General features: G+C 61.5%; 25 protein-coding genes and 1 tRNA gene. 14 read left to right on the top strand and 12 right to left on the bottom strand.

The annotated features are described in order from the left end of the window. The first annotated feature begins 104 nt into the window (after nucleotides 1-104). Entirely contained in the window at nucleotides 105-2,663 is a 2,559-nt protein-coding gene (pepN, locus tag QMG79_RS04650; protein ID WP_283537432.1) for an aminopeptidase N, read from the top strand. A gap of 69 nt (nucleotides 2,664-2,732) precedes the next feature. Further along, complete coding sequence (locus QMG79_RS04645) at nucleotides 2,733-3,206, top strand: OsmC family protein (protein WP_283537431.1); 474 nt, start codon at nucleotides 2,733-2,735, stop codon at nucleotides 3,204-3,206. A 24-nt stretch (nucleotides 3,207-3,230) separates the two neighbouring features. Here the strand turns inward: QMG79_RS04645 and QMG79_RS04640 are convergent, their stop codons facing one another. Continuing rightward, nucleotides 3,231-4,235: an NAD-dependent epimerase/dehydratase family protein gene (locus QMG79_RS04640; protein WP_283537430.1), complete on the bottom strand. Its 1,005-nt coding sequence runs from the start codon at nucleotides 4,233-4,235 to the stop codon at nucleotides 3,231-3,233. 117 nt (nucleotides 4,236-4,352) lie between these two features. On the opposite strand from QMG79_RS04640, the gene QMG79_RS04635 reads away from it, so the two are divergent. Next, on the top strand, nucleotides 4,353-5,069 hold the full coding sequence (locus QMG79_RS04635; protein ID WP_283537429.1) for a mechanosensitive ion channel family protein: 717 nt from the start codon (nucleotides 4,353-4,355) through the stop codon (nucleotides 5,067-5,069). A gap of 3 nt (nucleotides 5,070-5,072) precedes the next feature. Then, nucleotides 5,073-5,579 carry a globin gene (locus QMG79_RS04630; protein WP_283537428.1) on the top strand — a complete coding sequence of 169 codons (507 nt, stop codon included), beginning with the start codon at nucleotides 5,073-5,075 and terminating at the stop codon, nucleotides 5,577-5,579. 51 nt (nucleotides 5,580-5,630) lie between these two features. Here QMG79_RS04630 and QMG79_RS04625 read toward each other — a convergent pair whose 3' ends face one another. Next, entirely contained in the window at nucleotides 5,631-6,302 is a 672-nt protein-coding gene (locus QMG79_RS04625; RefSeq protein WP_283537427.1) for a DUF8185 domain-containing protein, read from the bottom strand. Between the two features lie 63 nt (nucleotides 6,303-6,365). Here QMG79_RS04625 and QMG79_RS04620 point away from each other — a divergent pair, with 63 nt between their 5' ends. Then, nucleotides 6,366-7,307, top strand: a complete 942-nt coding sequence (locus QMG79_RS04620) for an acyl-CoA thioesterase (RefSeq protein ID WP_283537426.1) — start codon at nucleotides 6,366-6,368, stop codon at nucleotides 7,305-7,307. A gap of 128 nt (nucleotides 7,308-7,435) precedes the next feature. Here QMG79_RS04620 and ettA read toward each other — a convergent pair whose 3' ends face one another. Both ettA and QMG79_RS04610 read right to left on the bottom strand, forming a co-directional pair. Continuing rightward, nucleotides 7,436-9,118 carry an energy-dependent translational throttle protein EttA gene (gene ettA / locus QMG79_RS04615; RefSeq protein WP_283537425.1) on the bottom strand — a complete coding sequence of 561 codons (1,683 nt, stop codon included), beginning with the start codon at nucleotides 9,116-9,118 and terminating at the stop codon, nucleotides 7,436-7,438. A 113-nt stretch (nucleotides 9,119-9,231) separates the two neighbouring features. Beyond that, nucleotides 9,232-9,780 carry a single-stranded DNA-binding protein gene (locus QMG79_RS04610; RefSeq protein ID WP_283537424.1) on the bottom strand — a complete coding sequence of 183 codons (549 nt, stop codon included), beginning with the start codon at nucleotides 9,778-9,780 and terminating at the stop codon, nucleotides 9,232-9,234. A 185-nt stretch (nucleotides 9,781-9,965) separates the two neighbouring features. On the opposite strand from QMG79_RS04610, the gene QMG79_RS04605 reads away from it, so the two are divergent. Next, a tRNA-Arg gene (locus QMG79_RS04605) sits at nucleotides 9,966-10,038 on the top strand. A 52-nt stretch (nucleotides 10,039-10,090) separates the two neighbouring features. On the opposite strand, the gene QMG79_RS04600 is transcribed toward QMG79_RS04605, so the two are convergent. Next, entirely contained in the window at nucleotides 10,091-10,990 is a 900-nt protein-coding gene (locus QMG79_RS04600) for a LysR family transcriptional regulator (protein WP_283537423.1), read from the bottom strand. Nucleotides 10,991-11,138: 148 nt separating this feature from the next. Here QMG79_RS04600 and QMG79_RS04595 point away from each other — a divergent pair, with 148 nt between their 5' ends. Next, the gene (locus tag QMG79_RS04595) at nucleotides 11,139-11,873 is read left to right on the top strand and encodes a LysE family translocator (RefSeq protein ID WP_283537422.1); all 735 of its coding nucleotides are present in this window, start codon (nucleotides 11,139-11,141) and stop codon (nucleotides 11,871-11,873) included. Between the two features lie 14 nt (nucleotides 11,874-11,887). On the opposite strand, the gene QMG79_RS04590 is transcribed toward QMG79_RS04595, so the two are convergent. The 3 genes from QMG79_RS04590 to QMG79_RS04580 form a co-directional block, all read right to left on the bottom strand. Then, nucleotides 11,888-12,640: a phosphotransferase gene (locus tag QMG79_RS04590; protein ID WP_283537421.1), complete on the bottom strand. Its 753-nt coding sequence runs from the start codon at nucleotides 12,638-12,640 to the stop codon at nucleotides 11,888-11,890. A gap of 478 nt (nucleotides 12,641-13,118) precedes the next feature. Continuing rightward, nucleotides 13,119-13,526, bottom strand: a complete 408-nt coding sequence (locus QMG79_RS04585) for a tautomerase family protein (RefSeq protein ID WP_283537420.1) — start codon at nucleotides 13,524-13,526, stop codon at nucleotides 13,119-13,121. 75 nt (nucleotides 13,527-13,601) lie between these two features. Further along, on the bottom strand, nucleotides 13,602-14,858 hold the full coding sequence (locus tag QMG79_RS04580) for an ROK family protein (protein ID WP_283537419.1): 1,257 nt from the start codon (nucleotides 14,856-14,858) through the stop codon (nucleotides 13,602-13,604). Nucleotides 14,859-15,025: 167 nt separating this feature from the next. Between QMG79_RS04580 and xylA the strand changes: the two genes are divergently transcribed. The 5 genes from xylA to QMG79_RS04555 all read left to right on the top strand — a co-directional run bounded on the left by xylA (nucleotide 15,026) and on the right by QMG79_RS04555 (nucleotide 19,371). Continuing rightward, a complete protein-coding gene (xylA, locus tag QMG79_RS04575) occupies nucleotides 15,026-16,213 on the top strand; it encodes a xylose isomerase (protein ID WP_283537418.1) in 1,188 nt (395 codons plus the stop codon). A gap of 162 nt (nucleotides 16,214-16,375) precedes the next feature. Next, on the top strand, nucleotides 16,376-17,803 hold the full coding sequence (locus tag QMG79_RS04570; protein WP_283537998.1) for a xylulokinase: 1,428 nt from the start codon (nucleotides 16,376-16,378) through the stop codon (nucleotides 17,801-17,803). Between the two features lie 75 nt (nucleotides 17,804-17,878). Beyond that, on the top strand, nucleotides 17,879-18,547 hold the full coding sequence (locus tag QMG79_RS04565; protein WP_283537417.1) for a hypothetical protein: 669 nt from the start codon (nucleotides 17,879-17,881) through the stop codon (nucleotides 18,545-18,547). Next, nucleotides 18,534-18,824: a hypothetical protein gene (locus QMG79_RS04560; RefSeq protein WP_283537416.1), complete on the top strand. Its 291-nt coding sequence runs from the start codon at nucleotides 18,534-18,536 to the stop codon at nucleotides 18,822-18,824. The genes QMG79_RS04565 and QMG79_RS04560 overlap by 14 nt, the downstream gene beginning before the upstream one ends. A gap of 28 nt (nucleotides 18,825-18,852) precedes the next feature. Beyond that, on the top strand, nucleotides 18,853-19,371 hold the full coding sequence (locus tag QMG79_RS04555; RefSeq protein ID WP_283537415.1) for a DinB family protein: 519 nt from the start codon (nucleotides 18,853-18,855) through the stop codon (nucleotides 19,369-19,371). Nucleotides 19,372-19,452: 81 nt separating this feature from the next. Here QMG79_RS04555 and QMG79_RS04550 read toward each other — a convergent pair whose 3' ends face one another. From QMG79_RS04550 to QMG79_RS04535, 4 genes are all read right to left on the bottom strand, one after another. Then, nucleotides 19,453-19,818 carry an excalibur calcium-binding domain-containing protein gene (locus tag QMG79_RS04550; RefSeq protein ID WP_283537414.1) on the bottom strand — a complete coding sequence of 122 codons (366 nt, stop codon included), beginning with the start codon at nucleotides 19,816-19,818 and terminating at the stop codon, nucleotides 19,453-19,455. A 91-nt stretch (nucleotides 19,819-19,909) separates the two neighbouring features. Continuing rightward, complete coding sequence (locus tag QMG79_RS04545) at nucleotides 19,910-20,749, bottom strand: sugar phosphate isomerase/epimerase family protein (protein WP_283537413.1); 840 nt, start codon at nucleotides 20,747-20,749, stop codon at nucleotides 19,910-19,912. After that, on the bottom strand, nucleotides 20,746-21,960 hold the full coding sequence (locus tag QMG79_RS04540; RefSeq protein ID WP_283537412.1) for a dihydrodipicolinate synthase family protein: 1,215 nt from the start codon (nucleotides 21,958-21,960) through the stop codon (nucleotides 20,746-20,748). The genes QMG79_RS04545 and QMG79_RS04540 overlap by 4 nt, the downstream gene beginning before the upstream one ends. Continuing rightward, on the bottom strand, nucleotides 21,960-23,129 hold the full coding sequence (locus QMG79_RS04535; RefSeq protein WP_283537411.1) for a Gfo/Idh/MocA family protein: 1,170 nt from the start codon (nucleotides 23,127-23,129) through the stop codon (nucleotides 21,960-21,962). The genes QMG79_RS04540 and QMG79_RS04535 overlap by 1 nt, the downstream gene beginning before the upstream one ends. Before the next feature lie 167 nt (nucleotides 23,130-23,296). Between QMG79_RS04535 and QMG79_RS04530 the strand changes: the two genes are divergently transcribed. Continuing rightward, nucleotides 23,297-24,334, top strand: a complete 1,038-nt coding sequence (locus QMG79_RS04530; RefSeq protein ID WP_283537410.1) for a LacI family DNA-binding transcriptional regulator — start codon at nucleotides 23,297-23,299, stop codon at nucleotides 24,332-24,334. Nucleotides 24,335-24,345: 11 nt separating this feature from the next. After that, nucleotides 24,346-25,131, top strand: coding sequence for an alpha/beta hydrolase (locus QMG79_RS04525; RefSeq protein WP_283537409.1), 786 nt, complete (start codon nucleotides 24,346-24,348; stop codon nucleotides 25,129-25,131). The last annotated feature ends 2 nt before the right edge of the window (nucleotides 25,132-25,133 follow it).

The raw sequence follows: 25,133 nt of genomic DNA, 5'->3' as shown, positions 1-25,133 counted from the left end.
GGCATTGGCGAACGCTCTTCCGCTGAGACCCTCGCTGCCCAGGCCGGAAAGGGTCGCAGACCACCGGCTCCGACTTTTCTTCTGGAGGCACTTCTTTGCCAGGCATGAACCTCACGCGCGCCGAGGCACGCGAACGCGCTGACCTGATATCCGTCGACTCCTACGACGTGACGCTGGACCTGACCACGGGACCACGTGTATTCAGGTCCACCACGACGGTCGTGTTTACGGCCATTTCAGGATCAACAACCTTTATTGATGCCGTTACGGACGCCGTCCACAGTGTCACGCTCAACGGTGCGATCCTGGACCCAGCGACGGTTGCTGACGGAATCCGCATCCAGCTTCCCCATCTTGCCGAGCGCAATGAGCTCACCATTGTCGCCGATGCTCCGTATATGAACACCGGCGAGGGCCTGCACCGATTCGTGGACCCCGTTGATGGTGAGGTGTACCTGTACACGCAGTTTGAGGTGCCGGATTCGCGGCGGATGTTCCCCGTCTTCGAACAGCCGGACCTGAAGGCGACCTTCGCTTTCACTGTCACGGCTCCCTCGTCGTGGGACCTCATTTCCAACTCCCCCACGCCGACGCCGCAGGATGCGGGCACCAGCGCAGACGGCACGGCCCGCGCCACGTGGTCCTTTGCTCCCACTCCCCGGCTCTCCTCCTACGTGACGGCACTGATCGCTGGGCCGTACGAGTCCATCCGAAGCGAAGTGACAAGTTCAGACGGACGCACTGTCCCCCTGGGAGTTTTTGCCCGCAAATCACTCATGCAGTACCTAGATGCCGAGAACATTTTCGAGTTGACGCGGCAGGGCTTCGAATTCTACGAAAAGCAGTTCGGCTGCCCCTACCCGTTCGAGAAATATGACCAGCTCTTTGTTCCCGAATTTAACGCTGGAGCAATGGAAAACGCCGGAGCCGTCACCATCCTCGAAGGCTACGTGTTCCGCGGCAAAGTAACCGGGGCCCAGGTAGAACGCCGTGCCATCACCATCCTGCACGAACTCGCCCACATGTGGTTTGGCGACCTTGTGACCATGCGTTGGTGGAACGACCTGTGGCTCAACGAGTCCTTTGCCGAGTACATGTCCCATCTTGCTGCAGTGGAGAACACGTCCTTCACCAGCGCCTGGACCACATTCGCCGCAGTCGAGAAATCCTGGGCCTACCGCCAGGACCAGTTGCCCACAACGCACCCGATCTTCGCCGAGATCAACGACCTGCAGGACGTTGAGGTCAACTTTGACGGCATCACATACGCAAAGGGCGCCTCAGTGCTGCGACAGCTAGTGGCCTGGGTCGGCCCGGAGCAATTCATGTCCGGCGTTCGTGAGTATTTCCGCAAGCACTCCTGGAAAAACACGGAACTCAGCGATCTGATGGTTGAGCTTGAGGCTGCAAGTGGCCGCGAGCTTGATAGGTGGGGCCAGCTCTGGCTGGAGACGTCCGGTGTCAACACTCTGACACCGGACGTAGCCGTTGATGATGCGGGCGCTATCACCGCGTTTGCCATCGTCCAGTCAGCCGTTGCTGATCAGCCCACCATCCGGCCGCACCGCCTCGCTGTTGGGTTCTACAGCCTGGGAGAATCCGGGACCCTGGAACGTGTGCACCGCGAGGAACTCGACGTCGACGGCGAACGCACAGAAGTGCCGGCCCTCGTGGGGCTTAACCGTCCGGACCTGATCCTGGTGAACGATGACGACCTCGCCTACGCCAAAGTGCGCCTGGACCCGGTGTCCCTGGCCACCGCTACAGCACACCTGAAGGACTTCGGCACAAGCCTGCCCCGGACGCTGGTATGGAACTCTGCCTGGGATGCAGCGCGCGACGGAGAAACTCCGGCACGGGCGTACGTCGAGCTGATCCTGGCCAATGTGGCATCCGAGACTGACTCCTCGGTGATCTCAGTTCAGCTTCGCCAGCTGGCCACAACACTGAAGTTCTATGTTGCTGCCGAGCACCGCGAGGCAACGATCTTGGGCGCAGCGGATCGACTGTGGGAACTTGCTGGCTCCGTTGCCGCTGGTTCGGATGCGCAGCTGCAGTTCGTGAAGTCATTTGCCCTGCTCGCAGGCAGTCCGGCCCAGTTGAACAGTGTCGCCGGCCTCTTGGACGGCTCGGTAACCCTGGACGGCCTCGACGTCGAACAGGACCTGCGCTGGGAGTTGGTGGCCGCACTGGTCGCTGGTGGGCGAATGGGGCAGGAATCAATCGACTCCGAACTTGCTGCGGACAACACCTCCAGTGGCCAGAACGCCGCGGCCCTCGCCACGGCAGCCCTGCCGACCGCCGAAGCCAAGGCCGCTGCCTGGAATTCCATTGTGGTCAAGGGGGATCTGTCCAACGCGCTGCAGGGCTCCGCAGTTGCTGGCTTCATGCGCGTTCACGACACTGCCCTGCTGGAACCCTACGCGGAAAAGTACTTCGAGGCTGTCCCGGCAATAGTGGCCAACCGTACGCATGCCCTGGCGTCGCAGATTGTGGTTGGCCTCTATCCGGCAACGCTTACCAGCCAGGCGACTGTGGACCGCACTGATAAGTTCCTGGCGGAGCTTCCGGCGGACAGCGCCGCGCTGCGGCGAATGATGCTCGAGAACCGCGACGGCGTTGCGCGTGCCCTGCGGGCACGTGCGGCCGACGTCGAGGTTTAGGACGCCTGAGCCCTGGGCCACCACACCACGGGACCGCTGTGTCCCGTGGTGTGGTCCTAGACTTGCCCCATGAAACTCGATGAACACCGCTACGAACTCACGGTGCGGTGGACCGGCAACCTGGGTAAGGGTACGTCGACCTACCGGGGGTACTCCCGCGATCACGACATCCTGATTCCCGGGCTGCCGGTCCTGGCCGGTTCTGCCGATTCCACGTTTCACGGTGACAAGAACCGCTTCAATCCCGAGCAGCTGCTGCTCAGTGCCCTGGCTCAGTGCCACATGCTCTCTTTCCTCCACATCGCTGTCCAGCGCGGAGTGGTGGTGACCTCCTATGAGGACAACGCAACGGGCCTGATGCGACTGAATCGGGACGGCAGTGGGCAGTTCGCATCGGTAACGCTGAATCCGCAGGTCACCGTGGCCGACCCCGCGCATGTTTCCGGTGCCGAGGAACTACATAAAGCAGCTAATGCCGTGTGCTTTATTGCCCGCAGTGTGAATTTTCCGGTGCTCCACGCACCTGTCACTACAGCCACCTGACAGAGCGTCTTTATGCTGCCTGGATCAACGGCCGCCACAGATTTCTGCCAGAAGCTCGGCTTCCTCTGCCCGGGTCAAACCAGCCTCTCTCTGGCGGTCGATACCCTGCTGCACTTCCCAGTCGAGGGTGTCCCGCAAAGTATCCACGAGTGGTCGCAGCGAGAGTCCACGCGCGACGGCGCGCCCGTTGGACCGCGCATTCATTCCCTGCCAGTCCGGATCGCTCAGCCACAGGGGTAACGACGAGGGGCCGGACCATTCGCTAATGTTTCTGGCCTTGAGCCACTGCCCGGCGGCCAAGACGAGACGTCCGCCGTGTCCGGCGGCCAGACGGGCCTGCGCAAGATGCTCGCCCAGGGGAATCGAGTAGCCGGTCGCGTTGAAGATTCCGGCAGTTCCTTGCTCACAGCCGCGGATCAGCCAGGCAGCCAAATCGCGGACATCGATGATCTGCGTGGGAATTCCAAGATCATCCGGGGCCAGAACACCTCCATCAGCGCGAGCAGGAAAAGCACAGCGCAGGGGCCAATAGCCTGTCCGCCCGGAAGTATCACCCGGACCGCCTATCAGCCCCGCCCGTGCGATCAACGATCGGCCTGGGCCAAAACTCGTGAGGATGGCCTCCTCACAGGCAACCTTCGCTGCCCCGTAGTCCGCTGTCGACTCCATGACATCTGCTGCCAGAGGGGTAAGAAGCGCTGCGTCTTCCCCCTGGCCCAAGGGACCTTGCTGCGCGTAGGCGCTGGCGGATGAGACGAAAACGTACCGGGCGGCACCGCGAAGGTCCCGGACTGCACGGCGCACGTGACCGGGCTGACGGGCAACGTCAATGACTGCATCCCACCTGATGTCCGCCACAGCTGCCAGTCCGTCGTCGTTGTCGCGGTCCGCAGTCACCAGCGTGGCACCCAAAGCAACCTCGCCCGAGGTCCCGCGTACCACGCAGGTCACGTCATGACCGCTGTCAACACCATGGCGGGCGATCAGCTGTCCCAGCCAGGCGTTCCCACCCAAGATCAGAATGCGCATGCCTGCACGCTACGGCGCTAGGCTGAATCGACACCAGAGTCTTATGCGTCGGGCGAACACGCCTGACCGGCACAATGCGTCGATGCTGCCGGCACACCCAAAGGAGATTTTCCGTAGATGAGCAGCCCGTTGTCGATAACAGCTTCCTTGACGGACGCGCCCGCAGGCTTCAGCCTCCCCGGAGTGCTGATCAGCGTCGGAGTCGGCGTTGTTGTCTGGGTTGTGGCCTCTTTTGTCATCTCCCGGGTGACGCGCCGGGTCGCCACCGGGTCCTCCCTTTTTAAACGCAAACACTTCCGGTGGGTCAGCCCGGCATTGCGTGCCCTGGACCATGAGCGAAGGGTTCAACGATCCGAGACCATCGGGGCCCTGCTCAAGAGCGTGGTGGGCGTGCTGATTGCCATCATTACGATCATGTATGTCCTGCAGAACCTGAACATCAATATCGCGCCGCTGCTGACCAGCGTAGGCATCCTGGGTATTGCCATTGGTTTCGGCGCGCAGCAGCTGATCCGTGATTTCCTGGCCGGCATCTTCATTACCATCGAGGACCAATACGGAATTGGCGATGTGATCGAAACCAGTGAGGTCGTGGGTACCGTGCAGGCGATGGGCCTTCGGATCACCCGTGTCCTCGCAGAGGACGGCGCCATCTGGTACCTGCGCAACGGCGAAATTCTCCGTGTGGGCAACCGGTCCCAAGGGAAATATATTGCCGCTGGTGCACCCACCAGCTCCATCGAAGAGCCTGCAACCGCAGTCACCGTTGATGAACACCCCACCGGCCCCACCACCGGGCAACTGAACAAAACACAGCAGAAGGCAGGCGACTGAATCATGACTTCACCAACAGATCCATCATCGGGTGGAACAGCGACAGGCGGATCTGCCCCAGGCGGACCGGGGCAGCCGCGCCAGCTGTTGCAGAACGATCCCTTCACCAAGCCCCTTTACACAGACAACTTCTACGACGCCGTCGGCGGACACGAGACCTTCGTGAAGCTCATCGACGTGTTTTACGATGGCGTCGCAGCAGATCCGCTTCTACGGGCCATGTACCCGGAAGAGGATCTGGGGCCGGCAAAACGCCGGTTCCTCATGTTTCTTGAGCAGTATTGGGGAGGCCCCACAACCTATGGACAGGAACGCGGACACCCCCGGCTGCGCATGCGCCACATGCCATTCGGGGTCACCCCCGAGGCAAAAGATCGGTGGTTGCTCCACATGCGTGTGGCCGTGGACGCCCTTGAACTTCCGCCCCTGCACGAGGGCACGCTGTGGGATTACATGGAGCGTGCCGCACTGTCCATGATCAACAGTCCCTCCTCCGGAGCGCTGCGCTGAAGACGTTCGGAACCACTCAGCCCCAACACACCGACCCTTCACTGACGATCTCTAGCGCGGCAGTCCGATGTTTATTCCTGTCCGGATCAGGACGTGGCCGCGCGGGCCACTGAGCCGGAACCAGCGCCCGGCGCGGTAGAGCTCCTGCTTACCGTCCGCCAGGAACCCAAGGGTCAGGGCTGCGAATGCGGCACCCGCGGGCAAGCCAGCGGCAAAATCTACCGGACGCCCCCAGACGTTGGCCCGGGCGTTGTTGACCATCATCGCACCTGCACTGCTCGGCACCAGGTCGGCGACCTCCCTGATCCCTGCCTCCGCAACACTCCGGAGATCGATCTCCGAGACGGGCCCCACGGGGTCCCACCCCGACCTTGGCGCGCTCACACCCGTCCAGGACTCGCTGACCGTGGACGGCGGAACCGGCAGGCTGGCCGAGTTTTCCGACGCACGGGCGATCCGGTCCAGAACTGCTGACAGTGGAACCGTCACGTCCACTGTTGAGGGACGGGACAGCGCCATGGTGCGCAGTCCCAGAATGGTAGGCGTCGATTCGCCCAACAACCGGGGCCGCAGAACGCAGACGTATGCGGCCAAAACCGAACCCGATCCCTGCAGGCGAATGGCGCCGTCGTCAACGTTTTTGGCGCGGGTCACAAAAGTACGGAGGTCCGCCAGATCCTGGGGATCGGCGAAATGGAAAGAGGAAGTGAGGAGCTCTGACACACCTAGAACACTACCGTCACGGCTCCAGTTGAGCGGCCTCAGGGTGGCGTCTAGAGTCGAAGCATGACTGAAGCCCCCGCACCGCTGCCCGTTTCGCCCGGCGGAGACCCTACTGCCTCACTGATCGACCTTCTGACGCTGGGTGACCTGCAGGGTGTGCGGACGGACGAAGACATTTTCCTGGGACCCTCGCAGAGGCAGCCCGGCCAGCGTGTCTTCGGTGGCCAGGTGCTGGCGCAGTCCATCGTGGCGGCAGTCAGGACAGTCGAGCCGGACCGTGACATCCACTCCATGCATGGATATTTCCTGCGCCCGGGCGACGCCAACGCGAACATCACCTTCGGCGTCGAAAGGCTCCGCGACGGCAGGTCGTTCTCGGCCCGCCGGGTCCACGCCTACCAGAACGGCAAGCCAATCCTGTCGATGATCGCCTCATTCCAGACTGCCGACGACGGCGTGGAACACCAGGTGCGCATGCCAGCGGACGTCCCGGATCCGGAGTCGCTGCCCACTACCGCAGACCTGTTGGGGGCCTTCGACCATCCAGTGGCCAGGCATTGGGCCTATGAACGCCCATTTGATATCCGTCACATTGACAGCCCACTGTATGTGTCCGCCAAAGGACCCCAACAGGCGGTCAATGCCGTGTGGATGAAGACCTTCGGGCCTATGCCAGAAGACGCCAACCTCCACCGGGCAGCCCTTGCCTACGCCAGCGACTACACGCTGCTCGAGGCTATCCTCCGCCGACACGGGCTGAGCTGGATCACTCCCGGCATGAATGTGGCCAGCCTTGACCATGCCATGTGGTGGCACCGTCCGGCACGGGTGGACGAGTGGTTGCTGTACGTTCAGGACTCTCCAACGGCCCAGGGTGCCCGCGGGCTCGCGAAGGGCCAGATATTTAACCGCCAGGGTGAGCTTGTGGCAACCGTAGCCCAAGAAGGAATGGTGCGCGTGCCCGAAGGTTTTGTGGATGGCCCTCCGGAAAACCAGACGCGCTAGGCGCCCGGGGCGTATCCGTCCCCTTCAACCGAAAACAAAACGGCCTGCACCCTGGATTCCAGGGGGCAGGCCGTATTTCGTGCGCCGTATTTTGTGCTCAGGGTCTTGGTCTCACGTCCCTGGAAGCGTCAGTCGCGCGTCAGGCGGCGGTGCGTCACGCGGTGCGGCGTGGCGGCGTCCGGGCCAAGGCGCTCGATCTTGTTCTCTTCGTAGGACTCGAAGTTGCCCTCGAACCAGTACCACTTTGCCGGGTTTTCCTCGTCACCCTCATAGGCGAGGATGTGGGTGGAGACACGGTCCAGGAACCAACGATCGTGCGAGACCACAACAGCACAGCCCGGGAATTCCAGCAGCGCGTTCTCTAGGCTGGAGAGGGTCTCGACGTCAAGGTCGTTAGTGGGCTCATCAAGGAGCAGGAGGTTTCCGCCCTGCTTGAGGGTCAGTGCCAGGTTGAGGCGGTTACGCTCACCACCGGAGAGCACACCCGCCTTCTTCTGCTGATCCGGCCCCTTGAAGCCGAAGGCTGCCACGTAGGCACGGGACGGCATTTCTACCTGCCCTACCTGGATGAAGTCCAGTCCATCCGAGACAACTTCCCAGAGGGTCTTGGTGGGATCAATGCCACCACGGCTCTGGTCAGCGTAGGAGATCTTGACCGAATCCCCGATCTTGAGATCACCACCGTCCAGCTCCTCGAGGCCCACAATGGTCTTGAACAGCGTCGACTTTCCGACACCGTTGGGGCCGATGACGCCAACAATGCCGTTGCGGGGAAGCGTGAAGCTCAGCCCGTCGATCAGGGTGCGGCCGTCAAAGCCCTTCTGGAGATTCTTCGCCTCAAGGACAACACCACCCAGGCGTGGTCCCGGCGGGATCTGGATCTCTTCGAAGTCGAGCTTGCGGGTGCGGTCAGCCTCCGCAGCCATCTCCTCGTAGCGGGCCAATCGCGCCTTGGACTTTGTCTGCCGTCCCTTGGCGTTGGACCGGACCCACTCGAGTTCTTCGGTGAGTCGCTTGGCCTGCTTGGCGTCCTTCTTACCTTGAACTTCAAGGCGGGCGCGCTTCTTCTCAAGGTAGGTGGAGTAGTTGCCCTCGTAGGGGTAGAGGTGGCCGCGGTCAACCTCTGCGATCCATTCTGCTACGTGGTCCAGGAAGTACCTGTCGTGAGTCACGGCCAACACCGCACCGGAGTAGGACGAGAGATGCTGCTCCAGCCACAGGACACTTTCGGCGTCAAGGTGGTTGGTGGGCTCGTCCAGCAGCAGCAGGTCAGGCTTCTGGAGCAGGAGTTTGCACAGGGCAACCCGGCGACGCTCACCGCCCGAAAGGTTGGTGACCTCTGAGTCAGCTGGCGGGCAACGGAGTGCATCCATAGCCTGCTCCAGCTGGGAGTCGAGGTCCCAGGCATCGGCATCGTCAATTGCTTCCTGGAGCTTGCCCATTTCTTCGAGGAGCACGTCGTAGTCCGCGTCGGGGCTGGCCATCTCTTCGGAGATCTCGTTAAAGCGCTGGATCTTTCCGTAGATCTCTCCAACGCCTTCCTGGACGTTGCCCAGAACGGTTTTTTCCTCGTTCAGCGGAGGTTCCTGTAGCAGGATTCCCACGGAATATCCCGGGCTGAGCCGAGCTTCGCCGTTAGAGGGGGTGTCCAGTCCAGCCATGATTTTCAGGATGGTGGACTTACCGGCACCGTTAGGACCAACAACACCGATCTTTGCACCCGGGAAGAAGGACATGCTTACGTCGTCGAGAATGAGTTTTTCGCCAACAGCCTTGCGGGCCTTGGTCATTGTGTAGATAAATTCCGCCATGGTTCCAAATCTAGTGTGTTCCACGGAAGAACTCACATTCCCCGCCCCAGGACATTGGTTGAGCCACACCTCCCCCGGCAGACCCAGCCATGGCCCCGCACCAAAATATCCCGCTACGCAGCCTCACGATCTGACGCTGGATGCTCCTGGGCTTGGTCTCCGGCCTGCTCCTCACCATCGGGAGCGTCATCAACTTCGCCTGTCTCAGCGTTGACGTTCAGGATGGTTCCCTCGTCATCGCGCACCTGAACCTGTCCTGGTTCTGAGGTGCCGTCTCCGGTTCCGCTGTGGTCTCCCGTGGGTGCTGACACAGTGCGGATGTAGTTGGCTGTTCCCCACGTAAGGTCGTGGCCAAGTGACTCAGCATCAATTTCACTCGCGTGATACACACGTCCCTCATGTTCCCAACTCCTGAGCTCGAGCCGACCCACCACAATGACGCGCTGCCCCTTTTTGATGCTGCATCCCATGTTTCCTGCAAGTTGGCGGTATGCCTGAACGGCAAACCAGTTGGTATGCACATCCATCCAGACACCCAGTGCCTTGTCGAAGCGACGTTCGGTGCACCCCATCCGGAAGGATGCCGTTGGCACGCCACCTGGAGTGGTTGAGGTCTTGACATCCGTTGCAACAAAACCCCTGAGGGTCATGGTGTCATTCATGATCGTGTGTCCTGTCTGCGCAAGTGAATCCTGATGGAGATTCCAGTCTGCTCAGGCACTGGTCGCGGGAAAAGGTCAGGAGATCCGTATGTGGATAACGTCCCAGGGGAGGTGCGATACCCGCCACGGCAGCTGGTCAGGTAAACTCTTTGAGGCGTCAGGTCCACCGGATCTACGCAGTGTCAGCCCCAGTAGCTCAGGGGATAGAGCAGCGGCCTTCTAATCCGCCGGTCGGGGGTTCGATTCCCTCCTGGGGCACACAAAGCGGCTCTGCCAGTGCGTTTGCATTGGCCAGGGCCGCTTTTAGTCCTTAATGTGCGGATTCGGCCGCCTCACGAAGCGCCCCCAGGGCCAGATGGACAAGCCTGGCCCGATCGGGACGACTCCTGGTGAACGCGACAATCCGTCGGCCCACTGTGGGATTGGCAACCTGTCGGATCGTGAGGTTTGCAGGCAAGCCGGCCAACGCCAGGCCCGGAAGAACACAGATGCCAAGTCCGGCGGCCACAAGACCGAGCGCAGCATGATGGTCATCGAGCCGGGCAACGTAGCGGGGCGTGAACCCTGCACTCAGGCAGGCCTGGGCAATGACCCTACCTGTTGGACCGTCATTGATGTCATGGTCAATCCAGTGCTCGTCCCGAAGGTCGATCATGTCGACTATCCGGTTCTTGGCCAAGCGGTGTTCCAGGGGCAGGACCAGCCACATCTCCTCGTCGCAGAGAACGTGTCGCTGGTATCCGTCAACATGCAAAGGATCGGCGTCGAGCGCCTCATTTCGGATATCAACGTCAGCGCTCGACGTTCCGGAGGGCCGCTGGAGTTCAGCGATACTGATCTCAACAACGGCTGCCGGAGCAGCAGACTGCAGAACACTGACCACACGGGGCATCCATGCTTGTGCGACAGAGGCAAAACACGTGAAGGTTATTCGTTCTGTCCGGCCCTGGCGCAGATCGAGCACTGTCCGTTCGAGCCGTTCAAGGTCGGCCAGGGCGTGGGCGCTTTCCTTTGCGAGGTGAAGAGCTGCTGGTGTGGCATCGATGCCGCGGCCACTCTTTTCAAAGAGTACAAGCCCGGTCTCCCGGGCCAGCACGCGTAAATGCTGGCTCACAGTGGCAGGTGCGAGATGCAGGCTGTTGGCAGCTCCGTGGACAGATCCTGCGGCAATCACTGCTCGGAGGATGACGAGGCGGGGAAGGTTGAGCATGAGCAATCATAAGTCGATACCTGCCAGTCATCCGTTATTAGTTGCTTGTGCCGATACATGGGCGGTGTCACAGTTGACGTGCGCTGTACCGTGCAGCATCGTTCCCGCATCAGCTGGAGCATTCCGCGTCACACCAGAAGGCGAACCGATGAACACAACAAATTACCTTGCGCTTCTGGGCGTGGCACTCATCCTGGCGGTGACGCCTGGGCCCGATACGCTCCTCACCCTGCAGTACTCCCTTCGCCAGCGGCGCGCCGGTGTCTTGGCAGCACTGGGCACAACGTCAGGGATCTTCGTCTGGGCCGCACTGGTTGCTGCCGGGGTGGCGACATTCCTGAGAAACTCCCCCACGGCGTTTCATGCCTTTCAGGTTCTCGGCGGGAGCTACCTGATTTTCCTGGGCTGCAGGGCACTCTCACACCACCGCTCACGCGGTGCTGAACCTCGCGTGCCACCATCGGGTCTCGTGGAAAGCGCAGCGCCGGACAGTGGCCCCACCGCGTCGCTGTCAACAGCGGTGGCGCACAGACCACTGTTGACTGCACCGAGCGCCGGAGCGTCGTTTCTCGCCGGTCTGCTCTGTTGCTTGAGCAATCCTAAGACGGGACTGTTTTTTCTGGCACTGATACCACAATTCACTCCCGCCAATGCCGGACCGCTCTTTGTCATCGCCGTTGTTGGGGGCACAGTTGCGGCAGTCATAGGCGCCTACCTGATGATCGTGGCGACGGCGGCTGATACAGCCAGTGCATGGCTGAGCCGGCCCTCCGTGGACCGCGTCATAGTGCGCGTGTCCGGTGGCGTCTTTATTGTCCTTGGCCTCACGACGCTCGCGCCTGTGCTCACCGAAGTGATTGACGTCCTCATGGCGGGGCGCTGAAGCGCATGGATTCACTAGGCGAGAAGGGCACTCTGCCACGTTTTCTGATTCCGAGTGACGTACCCTGTGGCGGCAGCCCAGAGCTCCCCATGTCCTTCGTTGTACATCTGGGCCCATGGCTGAAGTCCGGATCCGTGAGCATTCCGCAGCAAGTTGTCCATTGCCGCGGTCCGCTCTGCCAAAGCTTGGGGCAATGCCTGCCGGAGGGCGGTGTCGGCACCATAGCCGTCCACGAAGGCTTTCAGTCTCCGGGCAGCCTCAGCCACGGGTTGTCCCTCAAACAACGTGGCAAATGACTGGGCCGCGTAGGCCAGGTCCCATAGCCGGGTACTTGGTCCGGCGGCATCCCAGTCGATAAAGACCCAGCGCTCCCCGAGGATCAGGTTCCACGGGGCAAGATCGTTGTGGCACATGAGATCTGGGTTTTCGGTCGGTAGCAGAGTGGTCCAGCTACCTGGGTCCGGAAGCGGCAGCCCCTCGCTTGCATCATGGATCTGGCGGATCATGCCGCCGATCCGGAACAGCTCACAGTGTCCCAGCGGCACGCTGTCCATAGCCGAGACACCGTCGATGTACTCAACCGTGTTTCTGCCCACCTCATCACGACCTAGGGGGAGCGGAACGTCAACGCCCAGGCCGCGGAGGGTCTTCATGTAGTCCTGCACCGCTGCGGAATGATCCAGCCAGGTCTTCCGGACTGTCATCCCAATGCGTACCACGCGTCCTGAGGCGTTGCCCCCTGCCAGTTCCTCCGAGTCCGCATTCACCCGACGAGGCTACCGCAGGGGAAAGTCACCGTCCGGTTCCGTTTCCGTTCCCGAGCCTGTGTATCGGCGCGGCCATCGATTCCTTTCAGGAACCAGAGCCGCCCAACGTTGGTGGGATGCTGCAGCACTCCGGAGACTGGTGTTGGCGGAGAAGGCCATGGATCATGGCGGACAGCTCAGCCTGCGAGGACCTGACATCCCACCTTAGGGATACCGCGATGTAGTGGAAGCATGCCCACAACCATCGAGATCAAGGCGCGGGTATTGGACCCTCAACCATTGTTTTCAAGGATCAGCGACCGCACGGATTGCGAGCCCCTCCAGGTGGAGCAGGGCGACCCGTTCTTTCCATGCCCCAATGGCAGGTTCAAGCTCAGGGATCCTGCTGAACGGCAACGAGGCGTTCTGAGCCATCCTCGTCGCGTCCAGCATGTTGTCGCGTCCAGTGTGTTCCGACGTCGGCCGGACAGACTGTTCGCTAGTTCTTTCCGGGAACCTTGAGTTCACCCGTGAGGTACTGTGCGCGCCCGAAACCGAAGGACCAGTCCTGGGGGCCATTTTCGTTATAGCCGATGAACAGGTCCTCGGAGGTGAGGCCCACTGCGTGGAGGTTGTCGTGGATGGCTTTGTAGAGCGCCTCTTTATCCTCATCGGAGCGTCCTGCCTGCGTGAAAATCTGGACCATGACCACGTTCCCGGTCCGTTCAAAGCCCAATCCGGCGTCCTGGGCAATGATGTTGTCGGCAGCGTGTTCGGTAATAACCTGGAAGCGGTCGCGCTCCGGTATCCCGTAGGTCTGGACAATAGCCGTGTGGATGGCATCTGCAACGTCCCGCTTCTGAGCGGAAGTGCGTCCTTCAATAAGGTCAATGCGGACTAACGGCATGCTTTTCTCCTAATAAATCGACTTCTTCCTATTCTACGGATCCGCCTGAGAGGTAGCTGGACGTTCGAGCAGACATCAGGGGTGTTCAGCAACGTCCGCCGGCCCTGGGCGAATCAGGAACTGTGGAGCGTCAAGGAGTGACTGGACCACACTGCCCGCACAGCCGAATGCGGCACCACCTTCACCTGCGGACGACAGGAGAACGCGGTCGGCCCTAATGAGCCCCGGAGCATGCCGCTGCATGCTCTCGAACAGGGGTGGAACCAACCAGTGCGCAAGAACAGCGAAGTGTCCACCCAGCACCACAGTAGACACGCCCATCAAGCGTGCAGTCGAGACCAGTGCCATCCCAAGGAACGTGGCTGCTCGCTGGACGGCCGCGACAGCCATCGACTCGCCACTGGAAAGTGCTGAGAGCAATCTGGACATGTCCGTCTCCAGCGGATCGTCGGCCAAGCCAGCAGCACGCAGAATCGCATCCTGGCCCGCAATGGTTTCGAGGCAGCCAATGCCGCCGCAGGAACAGGGCAGACCTTCTGGTTCCAGCACGAGGTGCCCGATTTCACCTGCGTGGCCAGCTGGCCCAACAAACAGGGATCCGGCAATGACAAAGCCGGCACCAACACCCACTTCGCCGGATACAAAGACGAAGTCGGGCCCGGCAGTACCAGTCCTGGAGCGCACTTCGGCGAGTGCAGCTGCATTGGCTTCATTAAGGAGGGTGACTCCCAGCCGGGCCTCGGGAAGGAGGCCTCTGGCATCGAGGGTTTCCCCGCTCCATCCCAGGTTGGGAGCGGTAAGGACTGTGGACGTGGCCTGGTCGATGAGCCCCGGCACTGCCAAGCCGCCACCGATCACAGCTATTCCGCGATCAGCAGCCTCCGCCAGCAGCGTGTTCACCAGCTCCGCCAGATCCGCCATGACGTCGGCCGCGGAACTGCCGCGATTGTCCCGGAATCGCTTCACGCACAAAAGGCGTTCCCTGGTCAGGCTGACCAGTTCGGCGGCAATGTAGTCAACGTTGATTTCCATCCCCACCACCGCGCGGCCCGGGTTCATTTCGAGTCCGACGCCGGGGCGTCCCCTCTCGGCGCGTGGCTCCAGCGCAACTTCACGCACCACTCCCCCGGTAAGCAGGTCAAGGACCAGGCTGGAGATCGAGGCTTTGGTCAGTCCCGTTGCTGTCGCCAGCTGGGCCCGGGTAATGGGCCCCGACGGCGCGGCGCGTGCGATCGATGTCAGGGCCAGCGCCAGATTCGTCCGGCGGACATCGCCAACACTGCCCGGAATGGACTGGCTTCGGGTCTCCGAGCCCGGCTGTGGTTCCGACACCTGTGATCTCCCCACGAGTAGCTCTTAACGACTGTTGCGTTCGATCCATTGACCATAACGCATGCGCAGCTATATAGTTCAGGTCATAAACTAACTCACTCCTGAATGGCAGAGCGAGCATAGCTACAGCGCTTGGCTACACCCACGATTTGCAAGGACGCAAACCCATGACTATTAGTCCCACACCGGAAGACCGCTTCACTTTTGGACTCTGGACCGTAGGCTGGACAGGCTCCGATCCGTTCGGTGTCCCCACGCGCGAGGCCCTGGACCCGGTCGAGGCAGTACATCGCATCGGTGACCTTGGCGCCTATGGCGTGACCTTCCACGACAACGATCTTGTTCCCTTTGGCGCCACGGTGACGGAACGGGACCTGATCCTAAAAAACTTTCGTAGCGCCCTGGCCGCAACCGGGCTCAAAGTGCCCATGGTCACCACCAACCTCTTCAGTCACCCCGTCTTCAAAGACGGCGGCTTTACCTCAAATGATCGCTCAATCCGCCGCTTCGCGCTGAGCAAGGTCCTGCGCACCATTGATTCTGCGGCAGAGTTTGGCGCCGAAACCTTTGTTATGTGGGGTGGCCGCGAAGGCAGCGAGTATGACGGCTCCAAGGATCTCTCGGCGGCCCTAGACCGCATGAAGGAGGGAGTAGACACGGCCGCCGCGTACATCAAGGAGAAGGGCTACAACCTGCGGATCGCCCTCGAACCGAAGCCCAACGAGCCACGAGGCGATATCTTCCTGCCCACCGTCGGCCACGCCCTGGCTTTTATTGCACAGCTGGAACACGGCGACATCGTGGGGCTTAATCCGGAAACAGGCCACGAACAGATGGCTGGCCTGAACTTCACGCATGGGATTGCCCAGGCGCTGTGGGCTGGCAAGCTCTTTCACATCGACCTCAATGGTCAGCGCGGCATTAAGTACGACCAGGACCTGGTGTTTGGCCACGGAGATCTCACCAGTGCATTCTTCACGGTTGATCTCTTGGAAAACGGCTTCCCCAACGGTGGGGCGACATATGACGGTCCTCGCCATTTCGATTACAAGCCCTCCCGTACCGACGGGTACGACGGTGTCTGGGAGTCGGCCAGGGCCAATATGTCCACCTATCTCCTCCTGAAGGAGCGCGCCCTGGCTTTCCGCTCCGATCCGCTGGTCCAGGAAGCCATGGCAACGTCAGGAGTCGCCGAACTGGGCGAGCCTACGCTGGCCATTGGTGAGACAACGGCTGATCTGCTGGCCGATACCAGCGCTTTTGAGGCTTTTGACGCAGACAAGGCTGGCGAGCGATCCTTCGCCTTTGTTCGCCTGAATCAGTTGGCCATCGAGCATCTCCTCAACGCCCGCTAGAATCCGGTGCCACACAATGGCACCACCGCTGGCACATTCGTCGCTAGTATTTTCCCCACTGGCACCGAGTGCCAGCTTTCACGCAGCAGCACTCCGCCGTCGGACGTCGCTGTCCTGACCTGGATAGAGACGCTCGACGGCGCTACTCACCGAAGGAATCCCATGGCGCTGGTTGCAGGTATTGATAGTTCGACCCAGGCCTGCAAGGTGGTGATCCGCGATGCCGAGACGGGTGCCCTGGTCCGGCAGGGACGCGCCAGCCATCCTGGCGGAACGGAGATCCATCCAGACCGTTGGTGGGACGCGATGCAGGAAGCCATCGGTCAAGCTGGCGGCCTAGCAGATGTTGCGGCTGTATCCGTTGGCGGCCAGCAGCATGGAATGGTAGTGCTGGACCGCTTGGGACACGTCATCCGCCCCGCGCTGTTGTGGAACGACACCCGCAGTGCTCCGGACGCGGCCGAACTGGTCAGCACCGCGGGCGACGGCGATCGCGTCAGGGGTGCTGCTTATTGGGCACGGACAACGGGAACTGTCCCGGTGGCCTCAATCACGCTGACCAAGCTGCACTGGCTCGCTGCCAACGAACCGGAGAACGCGGCCAGAGTTGCCGCCGTCTGTCTGCCCCACGATTGGCTGAGCTGGCGCTTGGCGGGGCATGGACCCGTAGACACGGGCCAGGCGGATCTGGCTGCCCTTAACACTGATCGCTCCGATGCGTCCGGAACCGGCTACTACTCGAGTGTCACCGGAAACTACCTTCCGGAAGTGCTGTCGGCTGCACTGGGCCACCTCCCCGTCCTGCCGTCTGTGCTGGGGCCTCTGGAGAAAGCTGGAGAAACTACGTCCGGTTGCTTGATTGGCCCCGGCGCGGGGGACAACGCCGCAGCAGCGCTGGGCGTTGGCGCAGGCATTGGGGATGTGGTGATCTCGCTGGGTACCTCCGGCACAGTGTTCGCTGTCTCCACGGCCCCTTCCACTGATTCCAGCGGCCTTGTGGCAGGTTTTGCGGATGCCACGGGAAACTTCCTCCCGCTGGCATGCACACTCAATGGCACGCGAATTTTCGACACCACAGCAGCCCTGCTCAATCTCAACCTCAACGACTTCAACAGTCTTGCCCTGGACGCTGATCCTGGAGCTGAAGGATTGACCCTGATTCCGTACTTTGACGGTGAACGCACACCCAACCTCCCCGATGCCACGGGCTCACTGCACGGCCTCACGCGCGCAAACTACACGCCAGCAAATCTCGCGAGGGCCGCCGTCGAAGGTGTTGTCTGCTCACTTGCCGACGGGCTCGCTGCCCTCCGGGCCCAGGGCGTTGTTGCCGACCGACTCATCCTGGTAGGCGGCGGAGCGCAATCCACCGCAGTTCAGCAGTCTGCATCCGCACTGATGGCTTTACCCATCCTGGTGCCGCGCCCCGGAGAATACGTGGCCGACGGCGCTGCCCGCCAGGCAGCAGGAGTCCTCAGCGGCGCATTTCCCGACTGGACACTCGACGCTGTGTCCGTTCCGACCATGCAACCCAGGCCGGAGATTCTGGAACGGTACCGTTCCTACGCGTCGCTGCACAGTTACCCCTAGCGGAGCAGCCGCAGTGTCCCTATGCCCGCTAAGAGGTAGCGATGCATCCCATCCCCGTCACGTAGTCTTGGGGAAATGATTGCCTTTGACCTGGGCGAAGACGAACTCGCCGCCTTTACCCGCCCTGTTCTGGATTACCTGCCCGCCGGTTTCGACCCCGGGTGTGCGGCCCAGGCCGAGATTGCCGATGTTGATGCCCGCTACGAGCTGGCGGCACAGGACGTAGCAGCAGCACGGGTTGATCGTATCGGTGCGCCCGTCAGCGAAGCTGACATGTGCGAACGGCTCCTGGAATTTGGTGACGGACGCCTCGGCATCGCTGGCCTGCGCTACCGGAATCTGGATCCTGACTTTGCCTTCATTGATCTCAAGCTGTCCTTCCGGGTGCAGGATCCTGCAACGCTTACCTCCCTCGCTGCTGCCGTATCCAGCGAATATGGCCACCTCGAACCACGTGGTTTCACGTTCCACGAAGAGCCAGGGCTTGGGTTCGCCGAGGCGGATCTCTGGACAACCATCATGTCGGGTTCCATTGCAGCAGCGGCAAGGCAGGCAGGCAGGCCCCTTCCCCTCCGGCCTGGACATCTCGTGGCCCAGCACAGCCGCGGACACCCATCCCGAGTACCAGCACGAACACGCAGCATGGCGGAAGGCAACACACCTGCTAGCGCCCTACGTCCGGGAATCCTCGCAAAAAACCTTTCAGGAATCAGCAGCAGCGGGTCTGCTCATGGTGCTTCATGATGACCACGGATTCGCGGGACTTGTCGCCGGCAGGATAGACGGGATTCTTGGGCAGTCCGGGCTGTGCATGGTGGATCTTTTCCTCACGGAACGCATGCGCGGCAACGCACTGGCTCCAGTCTTGCAAGCTGCCTTCCTTGCTGGCCAGGAATCAAACGTTGAGACCGTGTGGGGCCACATCCATGCCAGGAATTTCCCGTCCCTGAAGACAGCCCACAGGCTAGGCCGTCGGCCTGTTCAGCAGGAATACTTTGTCGGCTTGCCGCTGGCTTCCTAGGCAGGAAGCATCTGGCATACTTCGGGACATGGTTACACCCGACGAAGCGCAGGACACACCAGAATCAAGCATCGGGAGATCGGAACGGATCCAGTTTGAGGCTTTCCTCAACGATCACCGACGGATGCTCAACAACTGTCTTCTGGGTCTCACTGAAGAACAGGCCAGGCGGCCGTTGGTCAGCTCGCGCACCACTCTTTTGGGCCTGGTCAAGCACGCCATCTTCGTGGAGCGCGTCTGGTTCGAGGAGGCAATAACGTGCCAGTCCCGGGAGACCATGGGGATTCCGGCCACCCCGGACGAATCGTTTGTCCTCGATCCCTGCGACACCATCACAACCGTCCGGGAACGCCATCTCTCAGCCTGCGCGGCCTCGGTATCGGCCACGGCCCCGATGACTCTCGACGACGTGGTCCAGGGAAACCGACGCGGCCCCCTGCCCCTGCGTTGGGTTTACCTTCATGTCCTCCGCGAACTCGCCCATCACTGCGGACACGCCGACATCCTCCGCGAACAGATCCTCGCTGGGGACGTCGCACCGGACTGACATACCCTTCCGCCGAGCGCGCCCATCCTGTCACCAGTGTGGACATTGGCCGAACCCGTTGAGCGCGCTCGGGGAAGAAAATCAGCGCTTTTCGCAGGCGATGCCGTCGTTATCACGGTCGAGGTCATACTCGCCCGGGCGCCGGGCTGCCCCGTCGTTGTAGCTGTACACGGTGCTGTTGACGCGGAATGTGGTCACTGGCTTTCCGGTGGTCTTGTCCCGGGCGCCGGTTTTGCCGACTCCGTGGGGATAGACCTTATTGAGCTCAGTGCAGTTCTTGTACGACTTGGCCACAACGGCCGACGCCGGAACTGCGGTAGAGCTCAGGATGACGGCAGTGCCCGCCAAGGAAGCGATCAGGATTTTTTTCAGACGCACGTTCGGGTATACCCCCAGGTCGAAGCCCTCATTCGCGAATCGACGAGGGGCAAAGAAATGGTAACCCATCCCACACTATGCAGAGGCTACTGCGACGAGGTCACTTTCCACGTGCCTGTCGTTGTGGAAAGTCCCACGCGCAGAGGCACCTCAAATGTGCTCAGGCGAAGGGAAGAACAAGCTCCGCGTAGCGTTCCTTGACCGTTGCAATCACGGTGTTGCCGTCAGTGTTCCAGATATCCTGATTGAAGATTTCCACTTCGATATCCCCGGTGTACCCGGCATCACGCACCCAGGTACCGATGGTGCCAAAATCCACAACACCATCGCCCATGTAGCCGCGGGAAAGTAACGGGTCCGCGGCAATGGGCATGGTGAAGTCGCAGACCTGGTAGGAAGCAATCCGGTTCTCCCGGCCGGCCCGTTCAATCTGCGCCTTCAGTTCCGGATCCCACCACACGTGGAACGTGTCAACGGCTACCCCGACGCTGGCGGTATCGAACGGCGACGCCAGATCCAGGGCTTGGCCAAGCGTGGAAATCAGGGCCCTATCTGCGGCATACATCGGGTGGAGGGGTTCAAGAACCAGCCGCACGCCGTTTTCCGCCGCGAAGGGCACCAGGTCACCAAGCCGGTCAGCAACCCGCTGCCGCGCTGAAACCACGTCCTTCTCCCCCGGTGCCAAGCCACCCACCACAAGAAAAAGATCATTTGCGCCCAGTGCCGCCGCTTCGAGGATTGCTGCCCGATTGTCAGCGAGCGCAGCGGCTTGCCCTTCGGCGTCGGGCGCTGTCAGAAACCCGCCACGGCAAAGGGACGAGACACGAAGTTCCGCATCCCTGATCAGGCGTCCAGCCTTATCCAGGCCCGCTTCCGCTACCCGGTCCCGCCATGGACCGATTGCCGGGATGCCTGCAGCGACGCAGCCTTCCACGACCTCAGCGAGCGTCCACATTTTGGTGGTGGCGCTATTCAGGGACAACCGTGAAAAATCGCTCATGCGCCCACTCCGCTGATACGCAGATATGCGGACATGCGCTGGGTCGCAAGGTCTGGATCTACTATAAGGCCAGCCTGATCGGCACATTCAAAGGTTTTGGCCAGGTGGAGGACAGACCGGCCGGAATGCAGGCCCCCCACCATCTGGAAGCCTGGCTGTTTTCCGTTGAGCCAGGACAGAAAAGCAATGCCTGTCTTGTAGTAGAAGGTAGGTGCGCTGAAGATGTGTTTACCTAGCTCCTGGGTCGAGTCAAGGATCTGACGCGCTGTCACAGCGTCGCCAGCATCATACTTCTGGAGTGCAGCAGAGGCAGCAGGGTAGATAGCCGCGAAGATGCCCAGCAGTGCGTCCGAATGATGCGTTTTGTCGCCGTCAATCAGCTCGGGGTAATTGAAGTCGTCGCCGGTGTAGAGACGCACGCCCGACGGCAGCGCAGCCCGCAGGGCAACCTCGTGGCTGGCATCCAGCAGTGAGACTTTGACGCCATCTACCTTGACGGCGTTGTCCCTAATCAGGCTCAGGAATGTCTCTGTCGCCGCGGTAACGTCATCCGAGCCCCAGTACCCGGCCAGTGCGGGATCGAACATGGTGCCGAGCCAGTGCAGGATGACCGGCTGGTCCACTTCCCGGAGCAAGGTTGAGTAGACGTTCAGGTAGTCTTCTGGACCTGACGCCACCTTGGCGAGAGCCCGGGAGGCCATCAGAATAATCTTGGGACCAGCTTCGCTGACGACAGCAATCTGCTCGCGATACGCCTCCAGTACGGCGTTGAGCCCGGCAGCTCCTGCGGGGAGCGAAGTGATGTCCAGCTGGTCAGTACCGGCGCCGCAGGACACGAGATCGCGCACTGACTTGCCGGCAATGGCAGCCCCGCCGGCGGCAACGACTGTAGCTGCTTCGACTCCCGTGCGCTGGATGAGCTCCTGCGTCGCTGCCCAGTCGAGGCCCATTCCGCGCTGGGCTGTGTCCATGGCATCAGCGACGCCCAGGCCGTAGGACCACAGCTCATGGCGATACGCCAGGGTGGCATCCCAGTCCAGCCGGGCAGGTGCGCCAGGATAATTGTCCGCCAAGACATGAGGGATGACGTGAGCTGCTGCATAGACCCGGCGTGAGGTGAGCGGGGCTGTTGGTTTTTCCCATGTGGTAGCCCCGCGAAGATGGTATTCTCGGGTGCCGCCAGCGTCGGAGGGCAGGATCAGGGAGGCCATCAGAGCGTGATCTCCGGAATATCAATGGTGCGGCGTTCGGCCGAAGACTGCAGGCCAAGCTCTGCTAATTGCACGCCACGGGCAGCCGACAGTAGACCGAAACGGTGCTCGCGGCCGGCAACCACGTCGCGCAGGAATTCTTCCCACTGCAGCTTGAATCCGTTATCAAGCTCTGCGTTGGCGGGAACTTCCTGCCATTGATCCCGGAACGATTCCGTGACCGGCAGATCTGGGTTCCAGACCGGCTTGGGGGTGTGCGCGCGCTGTTGGGCAACACACTTGTTCAGGCCAGCCACTGCAGATCCATGGGTACCGTCGACCTGGAATTCCACCAGTTCGTCGCGATAGACACGGACTGCCCACGAGGAATTGATCTGGCCGATTACGGCGTCGCCGGCAGGTGTTTCCAGTTCAAAAATTCCGTAGGAAGCGTCATCTGCTGTGGCCTTGTATTCCTTGCCCGCTTCATCCCATCGGGCGGGAATGTGGGTGGCGGTCTTGGCGTTGACGCTCCGAACCTTGCCGATGATGCCCTCGAGCACGTAGTTCCAGTGGCAGAACATGTCAGTGGTCATACCGCCGCCATCGTCCTTGCGGTAGTTCCAGGACGGACGCTGGGCAGCCTGGACATCCCCTTCAAAGACCCAGTACCCGAACTCGCCTCGGATGGAGAGGATACGGCCAAAGAACCCTTCATCCACGAGCCGGCGGAGCTTGACTAGGCCTGGGAGGTACAGCTTGTCATGAACCACACCGGCTGTGACCCCCGCTTCCGTTCCAATCCTGGCGAGCTCAACGGCCTCTTCCAGCGTCTCAGCCGTGGGCTTCTCAGTGAAGATGTGCTTGCCGGCCTGCATGGCCTTTTTCAGCGTGGCGGCCCGCAGGCTGGTCATGGAGGCATCGAAGATGACGTCGACAGTGGGGTCGTTGATCACGGAATCAAGGTCCGTGGTCCACTCGGATACCTTGTGCAGCTCGGCCAGTTCGCGGATCTTCGCTTCATTGCGGCCCACCAGGATCGGCTCGACCTGGACCCTTGTGCCGTCCTCGAGGGTAAAGCCTCCGGCGTCGCGAATGGGAAGGATTGACCGCAGCAGGTGCTGGCGGTATCCCATCCTGCCGGTGATGCCGTTCATCGCGATCCGGATCGTCTTAGTTTCCAAGCCCATGTGTCCTCCACGGTGAGTTGAGCAATTGACTCAAGCATTCTTTGGGAAAGCGCATTCCCACTGCATCCATGATGCACGCGTCTCGCGTCATTTGGCAAGCGCTTTCCCAGCAAGAGACGAAACTGCCATACTGAGGGTCAGGGAGTAGTTTTTTCGAAGGAGTTCCGGTGGTTGCCAGCACGCTAGCAGAAGTGGCACGGCTCGCAGGGGTGTCCCCGGCCACTGCCTCTCGGGTCCTCAACGGATCAGCCCGAAAGCCTGGACCCGACATCGCCAACCGCGTCCGGCAGGCCGCAGAGTCGCTCGGATATGTGGCCAATGCCCAGGCTCAGGGACTCGCGAAATCCAGCTCTGGCCTGATCGGTCTGGTGGTGCACGACATTGCCGATCCCTACTTCGCTTCCATAGCGCGGGGAGTCCAGGTTGCAGCGCGCAATCAGGGTCGGATGGTCCTGCTGGCAACGGCAGCAGGAGCGCCCGAAGCCGAAAGGGAAGCCGTGGCAGCTTTCGCGGCTCGAAGGGCTGATTCCATAGTGCTTGCTGGTTCCCGGTCTGCCAGAAAAGAGGACACTGACGCCAATTCTGCGCTGGCCACGGAGTTGGACAGGTACTGCGCCAATGGTGGACAGGTTGCTGTGGTGGGCCATCCAGTCGTTGGTGCGACGTCAGGAACTGGATACCACGTGGTGGCGGTGCCCAACGAAGCACTCGCGGCGTCATTGGCAGCAGATCTCACTGTTCTCCATACCGGCCGGTTCATTGTGGTGGCAGGTCCGGAGTCATTGTTTACCTCAGATGACCGGATCCGCGGATTCCAGGCGGGCCTGGCCGCAGCAGGTCGGGAACCAGCAGAGGTGTTCCGCACGCAGTTCACCCGGTCTGGAGGGCACGCTGCCGGACTTTCCCTGGCCCGGAGAATCGCTGCCGGCGAAAAGGACCTGTGCATCTTTGCTGTCAACGATGTCATGGCAATCGGTGTAGCCGCTGCCATTCGCGGCCAGGACCTGCGCATTCCACGGGACGCGCTGATTGCCGGCTTTGATGACATCGAGACCCTGCGGGACTTCCAACCGGAGCTTTCAACAGTCCATTTGCCGCTGGAGGACATCGGCGCCCAGGCTGCGCGCAGGGCGGGCGGTGACATGGATTTCATCCCCATCACCGGTCATGTGGCACTCCGCCGCAGCACACACCACGAAGAGTAGGGTCAGCACGCGTGCCAGAAACAACCGTCTACCCACCTGCCGGACTCACGCTCGTTCCTGCCGTCAGCGGAAAGGGGACATCACCTGATGCTCCTGCGGTGCTAATACTGCCCGGTGGCGGCTACGCAGGGCAGGCCGACCATGAGGCCGAACCGGTGGCACACTGGCTGGCCAGCTTGGGCATGCACGCATTTGTTCTGCGCTATAGCGTCTCCCCCAACCGGCACCCGCAGCCACTGCTTGATGCCAAGGCCGCCATGGCGTGGATCCGCACGGGCGGCCATGGACTCAGGGTCAGTCCAGGTAGGGTCGCCGTGCTCGGTTTCTCCGCAGGTGGTCATCTGGCCGCTACGCTCTCCACTGGCGTTCCTACCGAAGATGCCGCCCTTGACGTACCAGCAAACATTCCGGACCTGAGCATCCTCTGCTACCCCGTGATTTCCTTCACGGCTGATGTACATCAGGGGTCCATCAACAACCTGGTCGGTCCCGCGGAGGAATCTGACAATGGATACGCCAACCCCGTCCGCGAGGAGCTCCTGCACCAACTCTCCGCCGAACTCAATGTTTCAGCCTCGACCCCGCCCGCGTTCCTCTGGCACACTGCCGACGATGCCGCTGTCCCGGTCGAAAACAGCCTCGCGTACACAGGAGCACTGCGCCGTGCCGGGGTGGCCGTTGAACTCCACGTTTTCCCCCATGGACGCCACGGGCTGGGCCTTGCCCAAGACACCCCAGGCGTTTCCCAGTGGACCTCCCTGTGCGCGGCCTGGCTCAGGAGCCTCGGCTGGGCCTGATG

It is taken from the genome of Pseudarthrobacter sp. PS3-L1 (assembly GCF_030063285.1).
Lineage (GTDB): Bacteria > Actinomycetota > Actinomycetes > Actinomycetales > Micrococcaceae > Arthrobacter.
The sequence above is the reverse complement of the archived record's forward strand: the minus strand, read 5'-3'. Positions and strand labels throughout refer to the sequence as shown.

What these genes read in the sequence shown, in the direction of transcription:
- pepN (WP_283537432.1), top strand. Translation starts at nt 105, where the DNA reads ATGAACCTCACGCGCGCCGAGGCACGCGAACGCGCTGACCTGATATCC.
- QMG79_RS04645 (WP_283537431.1), top strand. Translation starts at nt 2,733, where the DNA reads ATGAAACTCGATGAACACCGCTACGAACTCACGGTGCGGTGGACCGGC.
- QMG79_RS04640 (WP_283537430.1), bottom strand. Translation starts at nt 4,235, where the DNA reads ATGCGCATTCTGATCTTGGGTGGGAACGCCTGGCTGGGACAGCTGATC.
- QMG79_RS04635 (WP_283537429.1), top strand. Translation starts at nt 4,353, where the DNA reads ATGAGCAGCCCGTTGTCGATAACAGCTTCCTTGACGGACGCGCCCGCA.
- QMG79_RS04630 (WP_283537428.1), top strand. Translation starts at nt 5,073, where the DNA reads ATGACTTCACCAACAGATCCATCATCGGGTGGAACAGCGACAGGCGGA.
- QMG79_RS04620 (WP_283537426.1), top strand. Translation starts at nt 6,366, where the DNA reads ATGACTGAAGCCCCCGCACCGCTGCCCGTTTCGCCCGGCGGAGACCCT.
- ettA (WP_283537425.1), bottom strand. Translation starts at nt 9,118, where the DNA reads ATGGCGGAATTTATCTACACAATGACCAAGGCCCGCAAGGCTGTTGGC.
- QMG79_RS04610 (WP_283537424.1), bottom strand. Translation starts at nt 9,780, where the DNA reads ATGAATGACACCATGACCCTCAGGGGTTTTGTTGCAACGGATGTCAAG.
- QMG79_RS04600 (WP_283537423.1), bottom strand. Translation starts at nt 10,990, where the DNA reads ATGCTCAACCTTCCCCGCCTCGTCATCCTCCGAGCAGTGATTGCCGCA.
- QMG79_RS04595 (WP_283537422.1), top strand. Translation starts at nt 11,139, where the DNA reads ATGAACACAACAAATTACCTTGCGCTTCTGGGCGTGGCACTCATCCTG.
- QMG79_RS04585 (WP_283537420.1), bottom strand. Translation starts at nt 13,526, where the DNA reads ATGCCGTTAGTCCGCATTGACCTTATTGAAGGACGCACTTCCGCTCAG.
- xylA (WP_283537418.1), top strand. Translation starts at nt 15,026, where the DNA reads ATGACTATTAGTCCCACACCGGAAGACCGCTTCACTTTTGGACTCTGG.
- QMG79_RS04570 (WP_283537998.1), top strand. Translation starts at nt 16,376, where the DNA reads ATGGCGCTGGTTGCAGGTATTGATAGTTCGACCCAGGCCTGCAAGGTG.
- QMG79_RS04565 (WP_283537417.1), top strand. Translation starts at nt 17,879, where the DNA reads ATGATTGCCTTTGACCTGGGCGAAGACGAACTCGCCGCCTTTACCCGC.
- QMG79_RS04560 (WP_283537416.1), top strand. Translation starts at nt 18,534, where the DNA reads ATGGTGCTTCATGATGACCACGGATTCGCGGGACTTGTCGCCGGCAGG.
- QMG79_RS04555 (WP_283537415.1), top strand. Translation starts at nt 18,853, where the DNA reads ATGGTTACACCCGACGAAGCGCAGGACACACCAGAATCAAGCATCGGG.
- QMG79_RS04550 (WP_283537414.1), bottom strand. Translation starts at nt 19,818, where the DNA reads ATGGGTTACCATTTCTTTGCCCCTCGTCGATTCGCGAATGAGGGCTTC.
- QMG79_RS04545 (WP_283537413.1), bottom strand. Translation starts at nt 20,749, where the DNA reads ATGAGCGATTTTTCACGGTTGTCCCTGAATAGCGCCACCACCAAAATG.
- QMG79_RS04540 (WP_283537412.1), bottom strand. Translation starts at nt 21,960, where the DNA reads ATGGCCTCCCTGATCCTGCCCTCCGACGCTGGCGGCACCCGAGAATAC.
- QMG79_RS04535 (WP_283537411.1), bottom strand. Translation starts at nt 23,129, where the DNA reads ATGGGCTTGGAAACTAAGACGATCCGGATCGCGATGAACGGCATCACC.